Origin of the sequence: Geomonas edaphica (assembly GCF_004917075.1) — a bacterium.
Taxonomy (GTDB): domain Bacteria; phylum Desulfobacterota; class Desulfuromonadia; order Geobacterales; family Geobacteraceae; genus Geomonas; species Geomonas edaphica.
Window position 1 is genome coordinate 117313 of record NZ_SSYB01000002.1, and the last position, 20896, is coordinate 138208.

The window sequence follows — 20896 nt, forward strand, 5'->3', positions numbered from 1 at the left end:
AATGGATCTGCATATCGTATGGTTTGTGCTTTGGGGTGTCCTTTGGTCCGTTTACTTCATGCTCGACGGTTTCGTGCTCGGCGCCGGAATGCTGCACCGCGTCCTCGGTAAAAACGACAGCGACCGCCGCGTCATCATCAACAGCTTCGGCCCGGTGTGGGACGGTAACGAGGTCTGGCTGATCACGGCGGGCGGCGCCACCTTCGCGGCGTTTCCGACCACCTACGCCCTCATGTTCAGCTACCTGTACACGCCGCTACTGCTCCTGCTCTTCGCGCTCATCGTGCGCGGGGTCTCCTTCGAGTTTCGCAGCAAGGAAGACGGGGCCGCCTGGAGGGGGTGCTGGGACTGGGCCATCGTTATTTCCAGCTTCATACCGGCGCTTCTTTTCGGCGTTGCTTTCGGCAACATCTTCTCCGGCCTTCCGATGGACAAGGCCGGCTACCATGGCTCGCTGTTGGCCCTGCTGAACCCCTACGGTATCGTGAGCGGGCTTCTCTTCGTGATGCTCTTCGTCGAGCACGGCGCCCTCTATGTCGCGGTGAAGAGTACCGGGGATCTGAGCCGTCGTGCCGAAAACCTCGCGAAGACCTTGTGGGTGCCGCTTTTGCTCATCGCGGTCCTGTTCCTTGGCTACACGAACTTCGCCACCAAGCTGTACGACAACTACCTCAAGGCGCCGGTCTTCCTCGTCGTGCCGCTGCTCGCGGTGGGTGCGCTGGTCGGGGTACGCATGTTCCTTGGCGCCGGCAACGCGCTTGCCGCCTTCGCCGCCTCCTGCGTCACGATCCTGGGCGTGGTCGGCACCGGCGTGATCGGGCTCTTCCCGAACCTCATCCCGTCGAGCCTGGATGCGCTTTACAGTCTTACCATCTACAACAGCTCCTCCTCCGAGTACACGCTGAAGATCATGACCACGGTCGCCTTCATCTTCGTGCCGATCGTCATCCTGTACAAGATCTGGGTATACCGGCTCTTCAGGGAACGGGTCACCGCCGAGGCGGTCGCCGCCGATCACGAGGCCTACTAGTACGCTCCTTCATGGCCGCCCCCCACGCAAAGGGGGGCGGCTTCCGCCTTTTTTGGGGATGTGATCGGGGTGCAAGCCGTTGCCGCTAAGCGATTAAAGCGAAACCATTTCTATATTGACAAGTTCCCGTCCCCTTTGCTACTTTACCCTCTTGTCGTGCCCCTAAGCGAACAGCTCCGGTGCCCATACCCCTTCCGGGGAGGCAGCTTTTCTAGCGGATGCCCCGACAGAACCCGTCCCACAACTCCCCCCAGACAACCATGCACGAGGCGTTACGGCAGAAAGGCTGCCCATATAAAGTGAACAAAGAGAGGACTTTTCATGCAGATCAACGTTGAATCGGTCAACAGCATCAAGAAGAAGCTGAACTTCGAAATTCCGGCGGACAAAGTTTCTGCTGAAGTCGACAAGGCTTATGCCGAAATAAGGAAGCATGCCGCCATCAAAGGGTTCCGCAAGGGCAAGGTCCCGATGGGCCTGATAGAGAAGCATTACGGCGAGAAGATGGCCGAGGACGTCGTGAAAAACCTCATCAGCGACACCTACTTCAAGGCGGTGGCCGAGCATGGGATCGAAGCGGTCGCCTATCCGGTGATTGAGAACGAGCCCCTCAAGAAAGGTGAAGCGTTCAAGTACTCCGCTACCGTGGAAGTATTCCCGAAGGTCGAGCTCAAGGAGTATCTCGACCTCGAGGTGCAGAAAGAGAAGCTCGAACTCGATGCCGCCGTGGTCGACGCCCGTCTCAAGGAGATGCAGGAGCGCATGGCCCAGCTGGCGCCCGCCCCGGAAGGGCATGCCGCCAAGCTCGGCGACTTCGTGACCTTCGACTTCAAGGGGTCCATGGACGGCGTTCCGTTCGAAGGCGGGGCCGCTGAGGACTTCCAACTGGAGCTCGGCTCCGGCCGTTTCATCCCGGGCTTCGAGGAGCAGATGGTCGGCCTGACCGCCGGTGCGGCTACCACCATCACGGTTACCTTCCCCGAGGGGTACGGTTCAGCCGAGCTCGCTGGCAAGCCGGCTCAGTTCGAGATCGTCGTCAAGGAGATCAAGAGCAAGGAACTGCCCGAACTGAACGACGAGTTCGCCAAGGAGTTCGGTGAGGAGTTCGAGACCCTGGACCTTTTGAAGGCGAAACTGGCCGAGATCAACCAGAGCCAGGAAGAGGCACGCATCGCCGGCGACCTGCGCGAGCGCGTCTTCAGGGCTCTGGTCCAGAAGAACGACCTTGAGGTTCCCGAGGCCATGGTGGATCGCCAGGTGCAGATGATGCTGGATAACACCAAGCAGCGCCTCGCCTCCCAGCGGATGTCCCTGGAGATGATGGGGATGACCGACGATACCTACAAAGCCCAGTTCCGCGGTGTGGCCAAGGATCAGGTGAAAGGCTCCCTCATCGTCGAAGCCGTCGCCGACAAGGAAGGGGTTCAGGTGACCGAGGAGGAGTTCGAGGCTCAGCTCGAGCAGATCTCGGCACAGAGCGGCCAGCCGATCGAGAAGGTGCAGCAGCTCTACAAGACCAACGAAAGGGCCAAGGAGAGCCTCATGGCCCAGATGCGGGAAGACAAGGCGGTGCAGTTCATCATCGAACGCGCCAAGGTGACCGAGGTTCCCAAGGCGGAAATCGCCGAAAACAAATAGGAGATTCCATGCTGGTACCGATAGTAGTGGAGCAGACGGGAAGGGGCGAGAGGTCGTATGACATCTATTCGCGCCTTCTGAAGGACAGGATCATCTTTCTTGGGGGCGGCATCGACGATAACGTCGCCAACCTGGTGATTGCCCAGCTCCTCTTCCTTGAGGCCGAGGATCCGGACAAGGATATCCACCTGTACATCAACTCTCCCGGCGGTGTGGTCACCGCCGGGATGGCGATCTACGACACCATGCGCTACATCAAGGCACCGGTGTCAACCATCTGCATTGGGCAGGCGGCCTCCATGGGGGCGTTCCTGCTTTCCGGCGGTGAGAAGGGTAAACGCTTCTCGCTCGCCAACTCGCGCATCATGATCCACCAGCCGCTGGGCGGGTTCCAGGGGCAGGCGACGGACATCCATATCCACGCCAAGGAAATCCTGCGCATGAAGGACCAACTGAACGAGCTTCTGGCCGAGCACACCGGTCAGAGCGTCGAGAAGGTGGCCGCCGACACTGAGCGCGACTATTTCATGTCGGGCGAAGAGGCGAAGGCCTATGGTATTATAGATGCCATCGTGACCAGAAACGTAGTCACCGGAGGTGCCAATTGAGCAGAAGAGATGACCGTTCCGATACGCTGATCTGTTCCTTTTGCGGGAAGAGCCAGGAAGAGGTGAAGAAGCTTATTGCGGGGCCGACGGTCTACATCTGCGACGAATGCATCGAGCTTTGCAACGACATCATCGCGGAGGAGTCCAAGCTTGAAGACGCAACGGGTCCCGACGTGAGGAAGCTTCCCAAACCGCAGGAGATCAAGGAGGTTCTGGACGAGTACGTCATCGGCCAGGAACGCGCCAAGAAGGTCCTTGCCGTCGCGGTGTACAACCACTACAAACGCGTCGAGGCGCCCGTGAAAGCGGGGGACGTCGAGATGCAGAAGAGCAACATCCTGCTTCTGGGCCCCACCGGCTCGGGCAAGACCCTGCTCGCCCAGACCCTGGCCCGCATCCTCAAGGTCCCCTTCGCCATGGCGGACGCGACCAACCTGACCGAAGCGGGCTACGTGGGCGAGGACGTCGAGAACATCATCCTCACCCTGCTGCAGGCCGCCGACTACGACGTCGAAAAGGCGCAGAAGGGGATCATATACATCGACGAGATCGACAAGATCGCCAGGAAGTCCGACTCTCCCTCCATCACCCGCGACGTGTCGGGCGAGGGAGTGCAGCAGGCGCTTTTGAAGATCATCGAAGGGACCGTCGCCAGCGTGCCTCCCAAAGGGGGACGCAAGCACCCGCAGCAGGAGTTCTTGAAGGTCGACACGACTAACATCCTCTTCATCTGCGGCGGCGCCTTCCCCGGGCTCGACAGCGTCATCCAGCAGAGGATCGGCGTGAAGACGCTCGGCTTCGGCGCGGACGTGAAGAAGAAGGTGGAGAAGAAGGCGGGCGAGCTTCTGGCCGGTGTCACCCCGGAGGACCTCCTGAAGTTCGGCTTCATCCCCGAGTTCGTCGGGCGTCTCCCCATGCTCGCCTCACTTTCCGAGCTGGACGAGGAAGCGATGGTGCAGATCCTCAAGGAACCGAAAAACGCGCTGATTAAGCAGTACCAGAAGCTGTTCGAGATGGAGCACGTTAAGCTCAAGTTCACCGACGGCTCCATGATTGCCATCGCCCGCGAAGCGCTCAAGAGAAAGACCGGCGCCCGCGGCCTCCGCTCCATCCTGGAGAACGCCATGCTCGACATCATGTACGAGATCCCGTCCCAGAGTATGGTGAAGGAGGTGGTCATCAGCGAAGAGGTGATCTACAACAAGGAAAAACCGATCATCGTCTACGAGAACGTGGCGGAAAGCGCCTAACAGGACCGCCTAACAGGACAATATGACCGAAGAAACCAGCACCAGACGCAGAAAGAAGAGAGGGAATCCGGAAAGATTCCCTCTCTTTCCTTTACGGGACATCGTCATCTTTCCCCACATGGTGATCCCCCTCTTCGTGGGGCGCGAGAAGTCGGTGCTCGCCCTCGAAGCAGCCATGGCTCAAAACGACAAGCTGATCCTTTTGGCTACGCAGAAAAACGCCCGCACCGAGGATCCCGAGCCGGGTGACATCTATACGGTGGGGACGCTGTGCCAGGTGATCCAGCTCCTGAAGCTTCCCGACGGCACCGTGAAGGTGCTCGTGGAGGGTAAGCGGCGCGGCTCCATCGTTTCCTTCAGCGACCGGGCCGACTATTTCGAGGTCGACGTTGAGTCGCTCGTCGAGAAGCCGGACAACGTGACCGAGGCGGAAGCGCTCAAGCGCGGCGTGCTCGCTTCCTTCGAGAACTACGTCGGGCTGAACGGCTCGGTTCCCTCCGAGATCCTCCAGTCGGTGCAGGGGATCACCGACCCCTCCCGCCTCGCCGACACCATCGCTCCGCACCTGAACCTCAAAGTGGCCCAGAAGCAAGAACTCCTGGCCGCGGTGCAGCCGGCGCGGCGCATGGAGCGGCTCCTCTCGCTCATGGGGGCGGAGATCGAGATCCTGCAGATCGAGAAGAAGATCCACGCCAGGGTCAAGAAGCAGATGGAGAAGACCCAGAAGGATTACTACCTGAACGAGCAGATCCGGGCCATCCAGAAGGAACTGGGTGGGAAGGACGAGTTCAAGCAGGAGTTGAGAAACCTCGAGGCGAAGGCGGGTAAACTCCCTCTTTCCGCCGAGGCGAAGCAGAAGGTACAAAGCGAGATCCGGAAGCTTAAGTTCATGTCCCCCATGTCCGCCGAGGCGGCCGTGGTGCGCAACTACGTAGACTGGCTCCTCGCGCTCCCCTGGGGTAAGTTCGCCGAGGAGAGACGCGACATCCCGGCGGCGCGTGCCTGCCTTGAGACGGATCACTACGGCCTCGAGAAGGTGAAGGTGAGGATCCTCGAGTACCTCGCCGTCAACGCGCTCGCCCCGGGGATGAAAGGGCCGATCCTCTGCCTCGTGGGGCCTCCCGGCGTCGGCAAGACATCGCTCGCGCGCTCGGTGGCCAAGGCGACCGGTCGCGATTTCGTCAAGATCTCGCTTGGCGGGGTGCGCGACGAGGCGGAGATCCGCGGACACCGGCGCACCTACGTCGGGGCGATGCCGGGGAGGATCATCCAGTCGCTCAAGAAGTGCGGCTCCTCAAACCCAGTGTTTCTCCTGGACGAGATCGACAAGATGAGCTCGGACTTCCGCGGCGATCCCGCCTCGGCGCTTCTCGAGGTGCTCGACCCCGAGCAGAATGCCTGCTTCAACGACCACTTCCTAGACCTCGACTACGACCTCTCGAAAGTGATGTTCATCACCACGGCCAACTCGAGCCATACCATCCCGAGGCCGCTTCTGGATCGTATGGAGGTGGTGCGGCTGGACGGCTACACCGAGCACGAAAAGCTCGCCATCGCGAGGCAGTACCTGATCCCCAAACAGGCCGAGGGGAACGGGCTTGCCGGCAAGGGGGTCGCCTTCACCGATGCGGCGCTTCTGGAGCTGATCCGGCGCTACACCCGCGAGGCCGGCGTCAGAAACCTCGAGCGCGAGATCGGCGCCGTCTGCCGCAAGATCGCCTTCTCCATCGCCGAAGGGGGCAAACCACGCCGCTCCGTGCAGCCCAAGCAGGTCGCAACCTACCTTGGCCCCCCGCGCTACAAGTACGGTGAGGTGGGGCAGGAGGATGCGGTGGGGCTCGTGACCGGCCTCGCCTGGACCGAGGTCGGCGGCGAACTCCTCAACATAGAGGTGGTCGCCCTCCCAGGGAAGGGTAAGCTGACCGTAACCGGAAAGCTTGGCGAGGTGATGCAGGAATCGGCTCAGGCTGCGATGACCTATGTCCGCTCAAGAGGTGAACTCCTCGGTTTTCCCAAAGACTTCTATCAGCACCTCGACATCCACATCCACGTCCCGGAAGGTGCCATACCGAAGGACGGCCCCTCGGCCGGGATCGCCATGGCGTGTGCGCTCACCTCGGCCCTCACCAGGAGGCCGGTGCGCCGTGATATCGCCATGACCGGCGAGGTGACCCTGCGCGGCACCGTACTTCCCATCGGCGGGCTCAAGGAAAAGCTCCTCGCCGCCGGGCGCGGCGGTATCAAGACCGTCCTCATCCCGAAGGAGAACGAGAAGGATCTGGCTGAGGTTCCCAAAGAGATCCTCTCCGGGCTCACCGTACACCCGGTGGCACACATGGACGAGGTGTTGGGACACGCCCTGCTTGCCGCAGTAGGGCTTCCTGCAGCAACCCTGTATGGGGATCAGGCCCAGGGAGCTGGCGAGGCTCCAGTGATACCCCACTGAAAAAAAATTAGAAAAAAGGTTGACAGTCCGAAGCGGGCTCTGATATAAGGTGGCTTCACTTTGCGATGCATCTCTAGGAGGAACTAATGAATAAGGCTGAGTTGGTAAGCGCCATTGCCGAAGAAGCACAGTTGACCAAGGTTGATGCGGACAAGGCTCTCAGCGGTATCCTCGATGCCCTGACCGACTGCCTCGCTGGTGGAGACAAGGTCACCCTGGTAGGCTTCGGCACCTTCAGCGTCGCCGAGCGCGCCGCACGTACCGGTAAGAACCCGCAGACCGGCAAGCAGATTGAAATTCCTGCTTCCTCCGCTCCGAAGTTCAAGGCCGGCAACACCCTGAAGGCCCTGGTTAACGGTTAAGCGGTTCCTTCGGGAACCTGAAGGATGCGGGGTTGTAGCTCAGTTGGTTAGAGTGCCAGCCTGTCACGCTGGAAGTCGCGGGTTCGAGCCCCGTCAACCCCGCCATACAAAATAATGGGTGAATAGCTCAGCTGGGAGAGCGCCAGCCTTACAAGCTGGATGTCGGGGGTTCGATCCCCTCTTCACCCACCATAAAAACAAGTTCTACGTTATAGGTTCTAAGTTCTAAGTTTTAGTGCTTAGCATCAACGTAGAACGTAGAACCGTTTCTCAACTTGGTTTTAGAGTTGGGGTTGTAGCTCAGTTGGTTAGAGTGCCAGCCTGTCACGCTGGAAGTCGCGGGTTCGAGCCCCGTCAACCCCGCCATACGAGGAAAGGCCGCCATGCAAGGCGGCCTTTCCTTTTTTCGTTCTGGTCACCGGCTGCGACACCCGGTCTCTGCTTTCCCTTTAGCTTGACTTGGCAACGCTAAATCGTTTATCCTCTGCGAATCTCTTGTTTCGGGTGTATTTGCCGGTGAACCGGCCATGATATTGCGGTCTTAGCGTATTTATTGCGAACAAAAGGCGACCCCCCCCTTGAAACCCATCAAGCCCATCGTGGTAATCCCCACCTACAACGAAAGAGACAACCTAGAAAAGCTGGTGCGGGAGATCCTCGCGCTCGACCCGGCCGTCGAGCTCCTGGTGGTGGATGACAACTCCCCGGACGGAACCGGTCAGTTGGCTGACCGGCTTGGGGCCGAGACCGGACGGGTTTCGGTGATGCATCGAAGCGGCAAGCTGGGGCTTGGCTCCGCCTACCGCGAGGGGTTCGCCCGGGCTCTCGACATGGGTGCCGACCTCGTGGTGCAGATGGACGCCGATTTCTCCCACGACCCCGCCATGATCCCGTATTTCTTCGAAGAGGCCCGGCAGGCCGACTTGGTCATCGGTTCGCGCTATCTGAACGGCGTGAGCGTGGTAAACTGGCCGCTGCGCCGCCTCATGCTGAGCTACTTCGCCAGTGTCTACACCCGGGTCATAACCGGGCTCACCATCTCCGACTGCACGAGCGGTTTTAAATGTTTCCGGGCCGATACGCTAAGGGCGATCGATCTCTCTAGCATACGTTCCGACGGCTACTCGTTTCAGATCGAGATGAACTACCGCTGCAAGGAAAAGGGTTTTCTTATCAGCGAGATTCCTATCATCTTCATTGACCGGCACGCCGGAACGTCGAAGATGTCCAAGCGCATCGTGCGCGAGGCGGTGGTTATGGTATGGAAACTGAAACTCGGCACGTTACTGCGCAAACTGCTGCCAGGGGGGAGGGGGTAATGTCCTCGTCGTTTTGGTCTGCGCTCTGCCTAGCGGGGCTTTGGGGCGGTATCTTCTGCACCATCCTACTGATTCTCCGTGCGTTCCCGGCTCGGGACCGTTTCGATGGGCGCTCAGCGCTGCAGTGGGGTGGGGCTGGGCTCGTCTGTTTCGTGATTTGGATCTTCGGTATGACCCAGGCGTGACGTCGTTGTAGACGGAATCACTCCCTGTTTTACTGTTTTAATTCTCTCTTAATTGTGGTAGTGGTATTGGCTTATGCCCGTATATACCTGCAAATTAGGCTCCTCTGACGGCAGGATTCTGGTTAAGGAGTTCGATTCGGTCAACACCGGCTTGCTAAGGCAGAGTCTGGAGGAGCAGGGGTACGTCGTATTCGAGGTACGCAAGAAACCGTTCCAGTTCCTGCTTGAGTCCGGGATCGGTCGCAGGAAGATCGGCAACAAGGAACTCCTGCTCTTCAACCAGGAGTTTTTGGTGCTGCTCAAGGCGGGACTTCCCATCATACAGGCGCTCGATACCATCCTCGAGTCGGGTACCGGAAAGCTGAACGAGATCCTTGGTGCTGTGCGTGAGGACATCAAGGGTGGACTCGCGCTCTCCGCGGCGCTGGAGAAATACCCGAGGATATTCCCGCAGCTATACATCGCTTCGATCCGTGCCGGCGAACGGACTGGTGATCTGCCACAGACCATCCGGCGCTACATAGCTTTCCTGAAGAGAACAGAGGGATTTCGCTCGAAGATCATAAGCTCGCTTTTCTATCCGGCTATCCTGATCTCCGTCGCTGTGATCGCCATCGCCTTGTTGCTCGTTTACGTGGTTCCGACCTTCAGCCAGATCTACGCCGACTCGGGCAGCGCCCTACCTGTGCCGACGCAGATGCTAATCAACTCGACCAAGGCGCTGCGCCACTATCTGCCGGTATTTATCGCCATGGTTGCGGTCGGCGTAGTACTCTTCAGGCGCTGGAAGGAGACCGAGGCCGGACGCTACCGCGTGGACACGATAAAGATCAAGACTCCCTTCGTCGGCACCATCGCCATCCGGTATGCACTGGCGGGGTTCACGAGGACCCTTGCCACCGTGCTCGGTTCCGGGATCCCGGTGATCGAGGCGATGCGGATGTCAGTCGGCACCCTGAACAACAAGGTGCTGGAACGCGGCCTGCTGATGGCGGTGCACCGAGTCGAGGAGGGGAGCAAGCTTTCAACGGCCCTGGAGAACATGAAGCTACTCCCACCGCTTGCGTTGCGCATGCTTTCGGTCGGCGAGACCACCGGTGCGCTCGAGGAGATGCTGGGCGACATCGCGGACTACTTCGAGGATGAGATCGAGCGAAACCTCCATGTTTTGACCACCGCCATCGAGCCCGCCATCATGATCGTCATGGGCGTCGTCATAGGTACCATCATCATCACCATGTATCTGCCGATCTTCAAGATCGCCAGTACCGTAGGCTAGAGGGACCATGCTGAAGCCGTTCAAGAGACAGAGACTCGGTGACATCCTCATGGAGCGGGGAGACCTGACCAAGGACCAGTTGGCGTACGCTCTGGACAAGCAGCAGTCCACCAAGGAGCGTCTGGGGGCTATATGCCTTGCCGACGGCCTCATCAGCGACGCGGTCCTCGGGCAGGCACTGGCCGAGCAGTTCGGCCTCGAGTTCGTCGATCTCAAGGGGGTCCGCCCCGACGAGTCACTCTTCAACGTAGTTGCCCCCGAGGTGATGTTCCGCTACCACTTCGTCCCCCTGGAGATGCAGGGCGATCTCATGGTCGTCGCCATCTCCGATCCGACCGCGGTGCTGCAGCTGGACGAGATGGCGCTACTTCTGGAGCGCCCCTTGACCTTCCGGGTCGCCGCGGACTCCGAGATCACCTACCTCCTGAAACGGGGCGAGGGGACGAGTCGCGTTCTGAAGGAAGTCTCCGAAGACTTCATGCTCCAGCTCGTCACCGAGACCGACAAGGGGGAGGAGATCCTCTCCGTCGAGAACGTCTCGGCCGACACAAGCCCCATCATCAAACTCGTCAACTCCACCATCCTCGATGCGCTCACCCGGCGCGCCTCCGACATCCATATCGAGACCGCCCAAGAAGGGGTGATCATCAAGTACCGCATTGACGGCGTGCTCTACAAGGCAACCGACCCGATCGACAACCACTTCCAGGGACCGCTCATCTCCAGGCTCAAGGTTATGAGTGAACTTGACATCTCGGAGCGACGCATCCCGCAGGACGGCCGGTTCAAGGTGCGGATTGGCGCCAAGTCGATCGACTTCCGTGTCTCCATCATGCCGAGCGCCTTCGGCGAGGATGCCGTTATCCGTATCCTCGACAAGGAAAGCATCGCAAGCGACCTCCGGGGACTTACCCTCGAGACCCTCGGCATGGCCTCCCACGAGATCAAACGCTTCAGGAAGATGATTAAGGAGCCATACGGCATGGTGCTCGTTACCGGCCCTACCGGCAGCGGCAAGACCACCACCCTCTACGGCGCGCTCACCGAGATCCATACTGGCCTTGAAAAGATCATCACCATCGAGGACCCTGTCGAATATGTCCTCTCTGGCATCACGCAGATCCCGGTGAACGAGAAGAAAGGGCTCACCTTCGCCCGCGGCCTGCGTTCCGTTTTGCGCCATGACCCGGACAAGATCATGGTCGGCGAGATCCGTGACTCGGAAACGGCCCAGATCGCGGTGCAGTCCGCCCTCACGGGTCACCTCGTGTTCACCACGGTGCACGCGAACAACGTCTTCGACGTGATCGGGCGCTTCACCCACATGGGTATCGACCCCTACAACTTCGTCGCCTGTCTGAACTGTGTCATGGCACAGCGCCTAGTGAGGAAAATCTGCCCGGCGTGCAAAAAGGCCGTGGTGCACACCGACGAGGAACTGCGCGAGTCGGCCATCGACCCTGAGCGCACCCGTGGCCTTACTCTCTACGAGGCGCGTGGGTGCGACGAGTGCAACGGAACCGGATACCGTGGACGTTCCGCCATCGTGGAGCTGCTGGACTTAAACGACGAGATCCGTGAGCTGATCATCTCGAAGGCGCCGGCCGCCGCACTGAAAAAGGCCGCCAAGGCGGCCGGGACCATGTTCCTGAGGGAATCCGCGGTGGCGAAGGTGCTGGCCGGGGAGACGACCCTTAAAGAGATCAACCGTGTCACCTTTGTGGAGTAGGTGCTTGATATGCTAATGTCCAGCAAAAGTCTCGGGCTCGAGCTCTCCCCCGCCGGGTTCAGCTTCGCTCTTGCGAGCGGTGGAAAACTTCCCCTCGTGGAGGCGGGGCTCTCCCTGCCGTTTGCGCCGGGGATGCTGACCCTGTCCCGCCGCGAGCCCAATATTACCGACGCCAAGGGGTTCGTGGCCCAGTTGAAAGAGGCACACCTGCGCCTGCTCACCAGGGAGCGCGCCGTGAACGTCTCGCTCCCCGACGCCGTCGGCCGCGTGGTGCTCCTCGAACTTGAGGCGCGCTTCAGGAGCCGTGAGGAGGGGCTGGACGTGATCCGCTGGAAGCTCAAAAAGAGCCTCCCCTTCGACATCGGGTCGGTGCAGCTTGACTACCAGATCCTGGAGGAGAAGGAAAACGGCGCAGTTTCGCTCCTGGTATCCCTGATCTCGCGCACGGTGGTGACCCAGTACGAGGAGCTGCTCGTCGAAGCGGGACTCGAGCCCAAGCTTGTCGACTTCACCTCCTTCAACCTTTATCGCCTCTTCACTCCGCGCCTGGACCTCGCCGAGGACGGCGCCTTCGTTTCCTACTACCAGGGGACCATGACGGTGCTGATCTTCAACGGCGGAGTGCTGAACTTCTACCGCAGCAAAGACGCGGCCGGGGAGGTGCAGCATCTGTTCCGCGAGGTGAACAGCTCTTTCCTGGTTTACGGGGACCAGCTCCCCGGACAGGCGGTGAGCGAAGTGTTCTGTATGGCGTCCCCGGGGGATGCCGAGTCCTTCCGCGCACTCGTCGCGGAAGCGAGCGGCATGGAACCGGTACTGCTCGACCTGGAGCGCACGGTGCGCCAGGGGGCGACCCTGGGGCTCGACCGCCCGGGCATGCACGCGCTGGCTGGCGCACTCGGCGCCGCGCTTAGGAGCCTTTGACATGAAACTCACCATCAACCTCGCCACCAGGCGCTACGTCAATCTGCGCCAACTGAACGCGGTGCTGGCGGTCTGTTTCGTGGTCGTTGCGCTGCTGCTCATCTACCTAGTGCGTGAGGTCGCCACCAACCAGGCGGAGATCAACAGGATCAAGGGACAGATGACGGCGGCGAACCGCGGACCGGCGGGCGCCCCCCCGATCCCGGCGGCGCAGATTAACGAGCTCGATGCAAAAATCGTCTTCGCCAACACACTCATCGATCGCAAGACCACAAATTGGGTAGGACTTTTAGACAAGCTGGAGCAGGTGGTACCGGCAGGGGTTATGGTCACCCAGGTCGACCCCTCCTCGCAAGCTGGCGTGGGAGGCAAGGAGAAGAAGGGGCCGCAGGGAATCAAGATCACCGGCCTCGCCCTCAGCTTCGCAAACATCCGCACACTGCTGGAAACCATGGAGCGGACCCCAGGCTTTTCCGACGTGCTTCTTTTGAACCAGAATGATGTCAAGGTGGGAAACACACAGCACGGGTACAGCTTTTCTGTTTCCTGCAAGGTCAGCTACCGATGAACTTCCAGACGATACTCGACATGATAGCCGCACGGCGCAAAGCGTTCATCTTTCTGGCGTTTTTACTGCTGATCGCCGTGGGAATCGAGATGTACCTCACTACCTACCAAGGGCCGCAGCTTGCCGCGCGCCAGCAGGAGTGGTTTGCCAGACGTGACGCCCTCGCCCGGGGGGAGACCGAGGCCGACGCCGCAAGATACCAGCGCGGTATGCGCGACCTGGAGCAGTTCCGCAAGCTCCTCATACCCAAGCGAGACTTTGCGGCGGTGCTCGGCAGGATCTACGAAACCGCAAGCCGAAACGCCCTCTCCCTGCAGGGTATCTCCTACAAACCGGGACAATTGATCAAGGGGACGCAGGTGCTGCCGTATACCGTCTCGTTCCAGGTGAGCGGTAAGTACGGAGCGGTCAAAAATTTCCTCGCCGACATGGCGCGCTTTCCGGAGATGGTGACAGTGGACACTATCTCGATTGGGAACCAGAAAACTACCCAGGAGAAGGTCGACCTGAAGCTCCAGACTACGGTCTATCTGCTTACGGAGGGGGCATGAACCGCCAGAAACTTGCGCTTTTCCTTCTGCTGATAGCCCTGGTGGTAGCCGTGGCCTACGCTTTCATCCGTTCTCCGCGGCAGCAAGAGGCCCAAGTCCTCAAGAATCGGCCCGGGGCCAAGGTGACCGTGATACGCAAGGACCCGAGTGCACAGAAAACAGCGGTCGTGCCTGCCGGTGGGGTGCGTCTGGACCTGTTGCAGGAAAACAGTGCTGTGGCCGGCGGCTATCGGCGTAACATCTTCGCACCGCTTTTTAAAGAAGAGGAAAAGCCCGGGACGCTCAAACTCCCGCCGCCACCGCCGCCGCCCCATAAACTGCCACCGCCACCGCCATCGGTCGCCGCGCCGGCTCCGCCGCCACCGCCACCACCACCACCGACCCAGGCCCAACTGGACGAGGCCGAGCTCGGGAAGATCATCTTTCTTGGTTTCCTCAAGAAAGGAGGGGAACGCACCGTGTTTCTTTCCAAGGGAGGGGAGATCTTTGTGGTCAAGAAGGGGGGGCAGGTTGGCTCCAGATTCCGGGTCGCCGACCTGACCGAAGATGCCATCACGATAAAATCGGTCGATTCAGACCGTCAGATGGTGATACCGCTGGTAGAGAACAGGTCGCTCAGCACGCGCCGCAAGTAACCAGGCCTCAAGGAGCAACTGCATGCATAGACTAAGATCGATCTCAACCCTTATGCTGGTTACCGTGGCTCTCTCCGGCTGTGCCGCGGGACGCACCGCTTTCAGCAAGGCCGAACAGCTCGAGCGCGAAGGAAACTTGGACGCCGCGCTGGTAAAGTACGCCGAGGTCGCCTCCGCCAACCCGGATAACGGCGAGTACCGGGTCAAGCTCCTCTCAGTGACCGCGGCCGCAGCCAGGGTCCACTTCAAGAAAGGGGAGACCTTCTTCGATAAGAAGAACTACGACGAGGCCGTGCGCGAATTCCAGAGCGCTTTTGCCATGGACCCCGGCTACGTGGAGGCGAAGCTGCGTGCTGAGCATGCGCTGAAGCTCAGAAATGCCCAGACCTATCTGCAGGAGGCGCTGGACTTCGAGAAGGAACACAAGTTGCGCGACGCCATGATCTCCTTCAGGCACGTGCTGCAGTTCGACCCCGAGAATGCACCGGCTAAGGAGGGACTGGACCGGATCCTTGCCACCAAGAAAAGCAAGCTGGACGGTTTCGACCTGAACCTCAAGTCAACCAAACCGATTACCTTGAAGTTCAAGGATGCGAAGCTAAAGGATATCTTCTCCATCCTGACCCAACTCTCCGGGATCAACTTCGTCTTTGACGATGGTGTAAAGGACGTGAACGTTTCGCTGCACCTGGAAAACGGGAGTTTTCAGCAGGCTATGGAGCTTCTGACCGGTTTGCAGAAGCTGGAAAAGAAGGTGCTGAACGAAAGCACCATCATCATTTATCCGAAGACCCCGGACAAGCAGAAGCAGTACGAGGAGCTCTTCCTGCAGACCTTCTACCTGAACAAGCTTGACGCCAAAAAGGCGGTCAACCTCGTGCGCACCATGCTCCAGGTGAAAAAGATCTACGTGAACGAGGAGGCCAACGCCCTGGTGATCCGCGACACCCCGGAGGTGATCGAGGTGGCACGCAAGATCCTGGAGGCGAACGACGTCCCCGACGCCGAGGTGCTGCTCGAGGTTGAGGTGTTCGAGCTTTCCAAGAAGGACTCTGAGACCTTCGGGATGCTCCTTTCGCGCTACGGGACCTCGATGGGAGTCACCACCCCGAGCGGCAAGTTCTTCTCCGACACGTTGAGCACCACGGCGACCACTTCCGCCACCACCGGGACCACTACCACCGTCGCGGATACGAGCAGCCTGCTAAACCTGTTCCGGGTGAGCGGCTACAACGGCTACATCACTATCCCTAACGCCACCTTCAATTTCGGCAAGACCATGGCCAACGGAGAGACCCTCTCCAACCCGAAGATCAGGGTGAAGAACCGGGAGAAGGCGAAGTTCAACGTGGGGACCCGGGTACCGATTACCACCACGTCCTCCACCTCCACCGGCACCAGCGTCAACGTCCAATACGTGGACGTCGGCGTCAAGGTGAACGCCGAGCCGACCATCCAGTTGAACAACGAGGTCGCCATCAAGCTGGGCCTGGAGGTCAGCTCGATCCTGCAGCGTGATACCGTCGGTACCGACCAGGCGACCACCGTGGTCACCATCGGTACGAGAAACCTCGACACGGTGCTGTCGTTGAAAGACGGCGAGACCAGCATCATCGGCGGTCTGATCCAGAAGAGCAAGACCGACAGCAAGGACAAGGTCTTCCTGCTGGGAGACATCCCGATTCTCGGATCGCTCTTCTCGAATACCGACAAGTCGAACGACAAAAACGAACTGCTCCTGGCGATCACACCGCGCATCGTGCGTGGCGTATCGGTGCCGGACACCGATGTGGCTGCATTCTGGTCCGGCCGCGAGGACGATCCTTCCACCAACAAACCGTACCAGTCCTTTATCGAACCGGAGTTCGTACCGCAGGACACCACGGCTCCAGCTCCGGCGGCCAAACCTGCCCCGGTGACCAAACCGGCCCCGGTGACCAAACCGGCCCCGGTGACCAAACCCGTTCCCGCACCGGGTGCGGCTTCCACGCCGCCCCCGGCACCAGTCCCTGCCCAGGTCCCTTTCGATGAGCCGAATCCAGAGGACAACCCTGAGCTGCTCCAACCCGTGAACCTGGCTCCCGAAGCGCCTGCGGTGACTCCCCCCGCTGCGCCGGCTGCTCCGGCTCCTGCACCGGTCGCTCCTGCAGCACCGGCGGCTCAAAAGACGACTGCCGCCCCTGTAGCGGCCGCCCCTCTGGCCAAGGCGCTGCTGGCCTTCACTTTGCCTGCTTCCGTTAAACTGAACGAGCAGTTTACCGCGCAGGTTACCGTAGCGGATGTGCCGGGGCTTGATAGAGCCGTGTTCGTTGTGAACTACGATCCGAAGGTGCTGGAACCAGTCGCGCAGTCCCCTGGAGCGCTGTTACAGCAGACTGACAAACCTGCCACTTTCCAGTCCTACGCTGACAAAAAGAAGGGCGAGGTCTGGATTTCCGGCACAAAGGGGGAAGGTACTCCTGCTAACGGTGTGGTAGCCCTGTTGACCTTCAAGGCGATAGGAAACGGAAGTACGGCCGTTTCCTTCTCCAATACGAGCTTCACCGGCCAGGGGGGAGCGGCGATCTCTGTCACGCCGTTTAAGTCAGTAGTGGAGGTAAAGTAGCCCCGTAGGGCTTGTCATCATGCGGAAAATCCTGGGAGAAAATCGAGGGCTTAGCCTGATCGAGCTGGTGGTGACCATGGTCATCCTGACTGTCCTCGGCTCGCTGATCATACCATCGGCCCAGCTTGCCTCAAAGAGGACGAAAGAGGTCGAGCTAAGGAGGAATCTGCGCGAGATCAGGACCGCCATCGATGAGTACAAGAAGAACTACGACAAGGTGCAGTCCGATCAGAAGACCGGACAGGTGCTCAACAAGAGTGGGTATCCGGAGACACTTGATCTGCTCGTCCAAGGGGACGACTTCGGTGGTCTGATAAAAGAAAAGAAAAAGTTTCTGCGTCGCATCCCTAAGGATCCCTTCTTCAAAGGTGACGGTGATGGCGATACCGGTTGGGGGCTTCGCTCCTATAAAGACGAACCGGACAGCACGTGGGGGAAAGAAGATGTCTTCAATGTGTACTCCAAAAGCGACGGGATCGCGATAGACGGCACGAATTACAAGGACTGGTGACCTCATGTTGAAGAGGATACTAAAGACAACGCGTGGCTTCACGCTCATAGAGCTGATGATTGTGGTGACCATCGTCGGCATCCTTGCGGCGATCGCGGCTCCGAACTACCAGTGGGGCATCATAAAGGCGCGGGAGGCGGTGCTCAGGGAGGATCTCTATAACTTCCGCACCACTATCGACCAGTACTACGCCGACCAGGGGAAGTACCCGGACTCGCTACAGGAGCTGGTGGACAACAAGAACAAGTACCTGCGGGAGATTCCTAAGGACCCTTTCACCAAGTCGAACGATACCTGGGTGGTGAGTCCGCCCACCACGTCCGAGACCACCGATGGTGCGGCGACGGGAGGGGTGTACGAGGTGCACAGCGGCTCCCCGCTGATCGGCAGCGACGGGAAACCGTACAACGAGTGGTAGCGAAGAGGCTTGCAGACGATGATACAGATGCACAACGTTTTCATGTCGTACCAGCCGGAATCGAGCGCGCTGGCCGATATCAACCTCAAAATCCCCAAAGGGGATTTTGTTTTTTTGACCGGGCAGTCCGGGGCCGGTAAATCGACGCTTTTGAAGCTCGTCTACGCCGACCTCATCCCCACGCGGGGGCAGGTGCTCATCGACGGGGTCAACCTGACCAGGCTCTCGCGCTCTCAGATCCCACAGCTACGCCGCTCCATTGGGGTGGTCTTCCAGGACTACAAGCTCCTTCCAAACCGCACCGTACTCGAGAACGTTGCAATCACGCTCGAGGTGCTCGGGTGGGGCAAGCGTGACATCGGCAAGAAGGTGTTCCACATCCTCAAGCGCATGGGGCTCGAGGACAAGGTGAACGCAACGCCGCTCAGGCTCTCCGGGGGCGAGCAGCAGCGCGTGGCACTCGCGCGCGCCCTGGTGAACGACCCGAAGATCCTCGTGGCTGACGAGCCAACCGGGAACCTTGATGACGAGAACAAGGAAGCGATCCTTCAGATCTTCAAAGAGGCCAACAATCGTGGCACCACGGTGGTCGTGGCGACCCACGACCGGCGCGTCATAGAGAACTCCCATCGCACGGTGATCCGGTTGGACAAGGGGCGGATCGTGGAGGTGCCCAATGTCCAAGGCTAACAAGGGGGCGGTGCGCCCGAAGCTCGAACAGGAAGGTTTCTTCGGCAGGCTTTCCTACTTTTTCAGCCGTGCCGTAGCGAACCTTAGGCAAAACGTCTTCGTAAGCGCTGTGACTGTCGGGACCATTGCCCTAGCGCTCCTCATCGCCTCGCTCTTTCTCCTGGTGTACGTGAACCTAGACGGGATGGCGCAGGGGTGGAGCGACAAGGTGCAGGTCACCGCGTACTTCGATCAGGAACCCGCGCCGCTTGCGGTGGCAGCACTAAAGGGTAGGGTGCAGGCCCTCCCCGGCACTGCGAAGGTGATTTTTGTGAGCCAGGCGGAGGCGGAAAAGCGACTCCGAAGCCGCTTGAAGGGGCAGGAGTCGCTCCTCGAGGGGATTACCCAGGAGGTGCTTCCGGCATCGTTTGAGATCCGTCTCGACCGGGAGCACCGCGACAATGAATCAGTCGCCGCCTACGTCAGGAAGCTGAAGCAGATCCAGGGGATCAGCGAGGTGCAGTACGGCGAGGAGTGGGTGCAGCGCTTCAACTCCTTCATGAACCTCTTCCGGCTCATGGGTGGGCTACTCGGCGCCTTCTTGACCATCACCGTGCTCTTCATCGTCTCCAACACGATAAAGCTCACCATCTACGCGAGAAAGGAAGAACTGGAGCTTTTGGGCCTCGTGGGAGCGACCCGCTTCTTCATCAAGGCTCCCTTCCTGATCGAGGGGGTACTGCAGGGGGCTGCCGGCGCGGTGATTTCGCTTTTGGCGCTGCTTGCGTGCTACTACACGTTCCTGAAGAACGCCGGCGATTTCCTCGGCATCAACCCGGCCTCGGCCGGACTCTCCTTCCTCCCCGCCACGCACCTGGCCGGCGTCGTCGCCGGCGGGATCCTGCTCGGCTTTATAGGAAGCGCCACCTCGCTCAAAAGGTTCATCAACGTCTAGCATGCGCCAGTTAACCGCCATAAACCTGCTCGTGCTGGTTCTCGCTCTGCCGCTTTTAAGTTACGCCGGCGCGAAAGAGGACCTGCAGGACATCAAGAAGCAGATCAAGGAGAAGAACCGCCTCATCACGAAGACCCAAAAGGTCGAGACCAAAGTCTCGGGTGAGCTGGTGCAGATCCAAAAGTCCCTCGCCGAGAAGCAGTCGAGCCTCGTGGCGCTGGGGCGCGATTTGGCCGTGGTCGAGAAGGGGGTGGACCGCACACTCCTGGATATCGAGAAGGAGCGTCAGGAGGCGGAGCGCAAGAAGGCCCAGATCAACCGCCGTGTCGCTGCCCTCTATAAGGGGGGGGATACCGGGAACCTGCGTGTCTTCTTCTCCTCGGAATCCTTTCCTCAGATGAGCGAAAACCTCCGCTACATGCGCAGCATCCTGCAAAACGACAAGAAGCTCTTCCAGCAGTACAACGACAACGTACAGCGGCTGAACAAGCTGAAACAGCAACTGGAGCAGGACGCGGCGCGCAAGGAAGGGATCCGCCGTTCCATGGAAGCGAAAAAGCGCGAGATCGAGCAGGAAAAGAGCCGCAAGGCGACCTACCTCGTCAAGGTGCGGCAGGACAAGCAGGGGTATCTCACCTCGCTGAAGGAGCTGCAGGCCAACGCGGGACGTCTGCAGAGTATGATCCGGAAGCTTGAAGCGAAAAGTAGAAAAGCGTATAGTGCCAAAGGTCGTTCCAAGGGGAGCGAGGGGAAGCAGCCCGGGGTGACCGCCAAGGCAACGCCCGTCCCCGGTCGCGGTCTCGGGGCGCAGAAGGGGAAACTCTCATTGCCGGTACGAGGCAACATCGTGGACCGCTTCGGCAGGCACAAGCACCCCGACTTTGACTCATTCACGGTCAGTAATGGGATTTCCATCCAAGCCCCAGCCGGCAGTGCCATTCATGCCATCGACGACGGCGAGGTGATTTTCGCGAACTATTTCAAAGGCTATGGTAATATGATCATCGTCGATCACGGAGAAGGCTTCTTCAGTCTCTACGCACACGCCTCATCGATCGCGAAGAGAGTCGGCGCCAAGGTCACCAGAAACGAAGTACTTGCAAGCGTGGGTGATGTCGATTCCGCGAAGGGGCCCATGCTTTATTTCGAGATCCGCTACCAGGGAAAGCCGGTTGACCCGTCCCCCTGGTTCAGATAAGCAGGGTATCGCAAGA

Annotated in this window: 20 protein-coding genes and 3 tRNA genes; all 23 read left to right on the forward strand. The window is 59.8% G+C overall.

The window, feature by feature from the left end:
- Position 1 precedes the first annotated feature (1 nt).
- Positions 2 to 1030 carry a cytochrome d ubiquinol oxidase subunit II gene (cydB, locus tag E8K79_RS06755; RefSeq protein WP_136514082.1) on the forward strand — a complete coding sequence of 343 codons (1029 nt, stop codon included), beginning with the start codon at positions 2 to 4 and terminating at the stop codon, positions 1028 to 1030.
- A 321-nt stretch (positions 1031 to 1351) separates the two neighbouring features.
- The gene (gene tig, locus E8K79_RS06760; RefSeq protein ID WP_136514083.1) at positions 1352 to 2668 is read left to right on the forward strand and encodes a trigger factor; all 1317 of its coding nucleotides are present in this window, start codon (positions 1352 to 1354) and stop codon (positions 2666 to 2668) included.
- 8 nt (positions 2669 to 2676) lie between these two features.
- Positions 2677 to 3276, forward strand: a complete 600-nt coding sequence (gene clpP, locus E8K79_RS06765; RefSeq protein WP_129127477.1) for an ATP-dependent Clp endopeptidase proteolytic subunit ClpP — start codon at positions 2677 to 2679, stop codon at positions 3274 to 3276.
- Positions 3273 to 4526 carry an ATP-dependent Clp protease ATP-binding subunit ClpX gene (gene clpX, locus E8K79_RS06770; RefSeq protein WP_129127478.1) on the forward strand — a complete coding sequence of 418 codons (1254 nt, stop codon included), beginning with the start codon at positions 3273 to 3275 and terminating at the stop codon, positions 4524 to 4526. Before clpP ends, clpX begins: the two co-directional genes overlap by 4 nt.
- Before the next feature lie 22 nt (positions 4527 to 4548).
- Positions 4549 to 6972 carry an endopeptidase La gene (gene lon / locus E8K79_RS06775; protein ID WP_136514084.1) on the forward strand — a complete coding sequence of 808 codons (2424 nt, stop codon included), beginning with the start codon at positions 4549 to 4551 and terminating at the stop codon, positions 6970 to 6972.
- An 86-nt stretch (positions 6973 to 7058) separates the two neighbouring features.
- Complete coding sequence (locus E8K79_RS06780) at positions 7059 to 7334, forward strand: HU family DNA-binding protein (protein WP_129127480.1); 276 nt, start codon at positions 7059 to 7061, stop codon at positions 7332 to 7334.
- Positions 7335 to 7362: 28 nt separating this feature from the next.
- Positions 7363 to 7439 (forward strand) — tRNA-Asp (locus E8K79_RS06785).
- 11 nt (positions 7440 to 7450) lie between these two features.
- Positions 7451 to 7526 (forward strand) — tRNA-Val (locus E8K79_RS06790).
- Between the two features lie 97 nt (positions 7527 to 7623).
- A tRNA-Asp gene (locus E8K79_RS06795) sits at positions 7624 to 7700 on the forward strand.
- Between the two features lie 212 nt (positions 7701 to 7912).
- Positions 7913 to 8653 (forward strand): polyprenol monophosphomannose synthase, encoded by a 741-nt coding sequence (locus E8K79_RS06800; RefSeq protein WP_136514085.1) that lies wholly within the window; start codon positions 7913 to 7915, stop codon positions 8651 to 8653.
- Positions 8653 to 8838 (forward strand): hypothetical protein, encoded by a 186-nt coding sequence (locus E8K79_RS06805; protein ID WP_136514086.1) that lies wholly within the window; start codon positions 8653 to 8655, stop codon positions 8836 to 8838. The genes E8K79_RS06800 and E8K79_RS06805 overlap by 1 nt, the downstream gene beginning before the upstream one ends.
- A gap of 73 nt (positions 8839 to 8911) precedes the next feature.
- A complete protein-coding gene (locus E8K79_RS06810) occupies positions 8912 to 10117 on the forward strand; it encodes a type II secretion system F family protein (protein WP_136514087.1) in 1206 nt (401 codons plus the stop codon).
- Positions 10118 to 10124: 7 nt separating this feature from the next.
- Complete coding sequence (locus tag E8K79_RS06815; RefSeq protein ID WP_136514088.1) at positions 10125 to 11846, forward strand: GspE/PulE family protein; 1722 nt, start codon at positions 10125 to 10127, stop codon at positions 11844 to 11846.
- A 15-nt stretch (positions 11847 to 11861) separates the two neighbouring features.
- On the forward strand, positions 11862 to 12770 hold the full coding sequence (pilM, locus tag E8K79_RS06820) for a type IV pilus biogenesis protein PilM (RefSeq protein WP_246043755.1): 909 nt from the start codon (positions 11862 to 11864) through the stop codon (positions 12768 to 12770).
- A 1-nt stretch (position 12771) separates the two neighbouring features.
- Positions 12772 to 13338 carry a PilN domain-containing protein gene (locus E8K79_RS06825; RefSeq protein WP_136514090.1) on the forward strand — a complete coding sequence of 189 codons (567 nt, stop codon included), beginning with the start codon at positions 12772 to 12774 and terminating at the stop codon, positions 13336 to 13338.
- Positions 13335 to 13889 (forward strand): type 4a pilus biogenesis protein PilO, encoded by a 555-nt coding sequence (gene pilO / locus E8K79_RS06830; RefSeq protein WP_136514091.1) that lies wholly within the window; start codon positions 13335 to 13337, stop codon positions 13887 to 13889. Before E8K79_RS06825 ends, pilO begins: the two co-directional genes overlap by 4 nt.
- Entirely contained in the window at positions 13886 to 14524 is a 639-nt protein-coding gene (locus E8K79_RS06835) for a type II secretion system protein PulP (protein WP_136514092.1), read from the forward strand. Before pilO ends, E8K79_RS06835 begins: the two co-directional genes overlap by 4 nt.
- Before the next feature lie 22 nt (positions 14525 to 14546).
- Positions 14547 to 17129, forward strand: a complete 2583-nt coding sequence (locus E8K79_RS06840; RefSeq protein WP_136514093.1) for a cohesin domain-containing protein — start codon at positions 14547 to 14549, stop codon at positions 17127 to 17129.
- Positions 17130 to 17148: 19 nt separating this feature from the next.
- Positions 17149 to 17640 carry a type II secretion system protein gene (locus E8K79_RS06845; protein WP_136514094.1) on the forward strand — a complete coding sequence of 164 codons (492 nt, stop codon included), beginning with the start codon at positions 17149 to 17151 and terminating at the stop codon, positions 17638 to 17640.
- A 4-nt stretch (positions 17641 to 17644) separates the two neighbouring features.
- Positions 17645 to 18058, forward strand: a complete 414-nt coding sequence (locus tag E8K79_RS06850; protein WP_136514095.1) for a type II secretion system protein — start codon at positions 17645 to 17647, stop codon at positions 18056 to 18058.
- Between the two features lie 18 nt (positions 18059 to 18076).
- Positions 18077 to 18748 carry a cell division ATP-binding protein FtsE gene (ftsE, locus tag E8K79_RS06855; RefSeq protein WP_136514096.1) on the forward strand — a complete coding sequence of 224 codons (672 nt, stop codon included), beginning with the start codon at positions 18077 to 18079 and terminating at the stop codon, positions 18746 to 18748.
- Positions 18735 to 19682, forward strand: coding sequence for a permease-like cell division protein FtsX (ftsX, locus tag E8K79_RS06860; protein WP_136514097.1), 948 nt, complete (start codon positions 18735 to 18737; stop codon positions 19680 to 19682). The genes ftsE and ftsX overlap by 14 nt, the downstream gene beginning before the upstream one ends.
- Before the next feature lies 1 nt (position 19683).
- Complete coding sequence (locus E8K79_RS06865; RefSeq protein WP_136514098.1) at positions 19684 to 20880, forward strand: murein hydrolase activator EnvC family protein; 1197 nt, start codon at positions 19684 to 19686, stop codon at positions 20878 to 20880.
- Positions 20881 to 20896: the final 16 nt, after the last annotated feature.

Bases quoted from the DNA above. Each gene is read 5' to 3' on its own strand.
- cydB (WP_136514082.1), top strand. From the start codon at position 2: ATGGATCTGCATATCGTATGGTTTGTGCTTTGGGGTGTCCTTTGGTCC.
- tig (WP_136514083.1), top strand. From the start codon at position 1,352: ATGCAGATCAACGTTGAATCGGTCAACAGCATCAAGAAGAAGCTGAAC.
- clpP (WP_129127477.1), top strand. From the start codon at position 2,677: ATGCTGGTACCGATAGTAGTGGAGCAGACGGGAAGGGGCGAGAGGTCG.
- lon (WP_136514084.1), top strand. From the start codon at position 4,549: ATGACCGAAGAAACCAGCACCAGACGCAGAAAGAAGAGAGGGAATCCG.
- E8K79_RS06780 (WP_129127480.1), top strand. From the start codon at position 7,059: ATGAATAAGGCTGAGTTGGTAAGCGCCATTGCCGAAGAAGCACAGTTG.
- E8K79_RS06805 (WP_136514086.1), top strand. From the start codon at position 8,653: ATGTCCTCGTCGTTTTGGTCTGCGCTCTGCCTAGCGGGGCTTTGGGGC.
- E8K79_RS06810 (WP_136514087.1), top strand. From the start codon at position 8,912: ATGCCCGTATATACCTGCAAATTAGGCTCCTCTGACGGCAGGATTCTG.
- E8K79_RS06815 (WP_136514088.1), top strand. From the start codon at position 10,125: ATGCTGAAGCCGTTCAAGAGACAGAGACTCGGTGACATCCTCATGGAG.
- pilM (WP_246043755.1), top strand. From the start codon at position 11,862: ATGTCCAGCAAAAGTCTCGGGCTCGAGCTCTCCCCCGCCGGGTTCAGC.
- E8K79_RS06825 (WP_136514090.1), top strand. From the start codon at position 12,772: ATGAAACTCACCATCAACCTCGCCACCAGGCGCTACGTCAATCTGCGC.
- pilO (WP_136514091.1), top strand. From the start codon at position 13,335: ATGAACTTCCAGACGATACTCGACATGATAGCCGCACGGCGCAAAGCG.
- E8K79_RS06835 (WP_136514092.1), top strand. From the start codon at position 13,886: ATGAACCGCCAGAAACTTGCGCTTTTCCTTCTGCTGATAGCCCTGGTG.
- E8K79_RS06840 (WP_136514093.1), top strand. From the start codon at position 14,547: ATGCATAGACTAAGATCGATCTCAACCCTTATGCTGGTTACCGTGGCT.
- E8K79_RS06845 (WP_136514094.1), top strand. From the start codon at position 17,149: ATGCGGAAAATCCTGGGAGAAAATCGAGGGCTTAGCCTGATCGAGCTG.
- E8K79_RS06850 (WP_136514095.1), top strand. From the start codon at position 17,645: ATGTTGAAGAGGATACTAAAGACAACGCGTGGCTTCACGCTCATAGAG.
- ftsE (WP_136514096.1), top strand. From the start codon at position 18,077: ATGATACAGATGCACAACGTTTTCATGTCGTACCAGCCGGAATCGAGC.
- ftsX (WP_136514097.1), top strand. From the start codon at position 18,735: ATGTCCAAGGCTAACAAGGGGGCGGTGCGCCCGAAGCTCGAACAGGAA.
- E8K79_RS06865 (WP_136514098.1), top strand. From the start codon at position 19,684: ATGCGCCAGTTAACCGCCATAAACCTGCTCGTGCTGGTTCTCGCTCTG.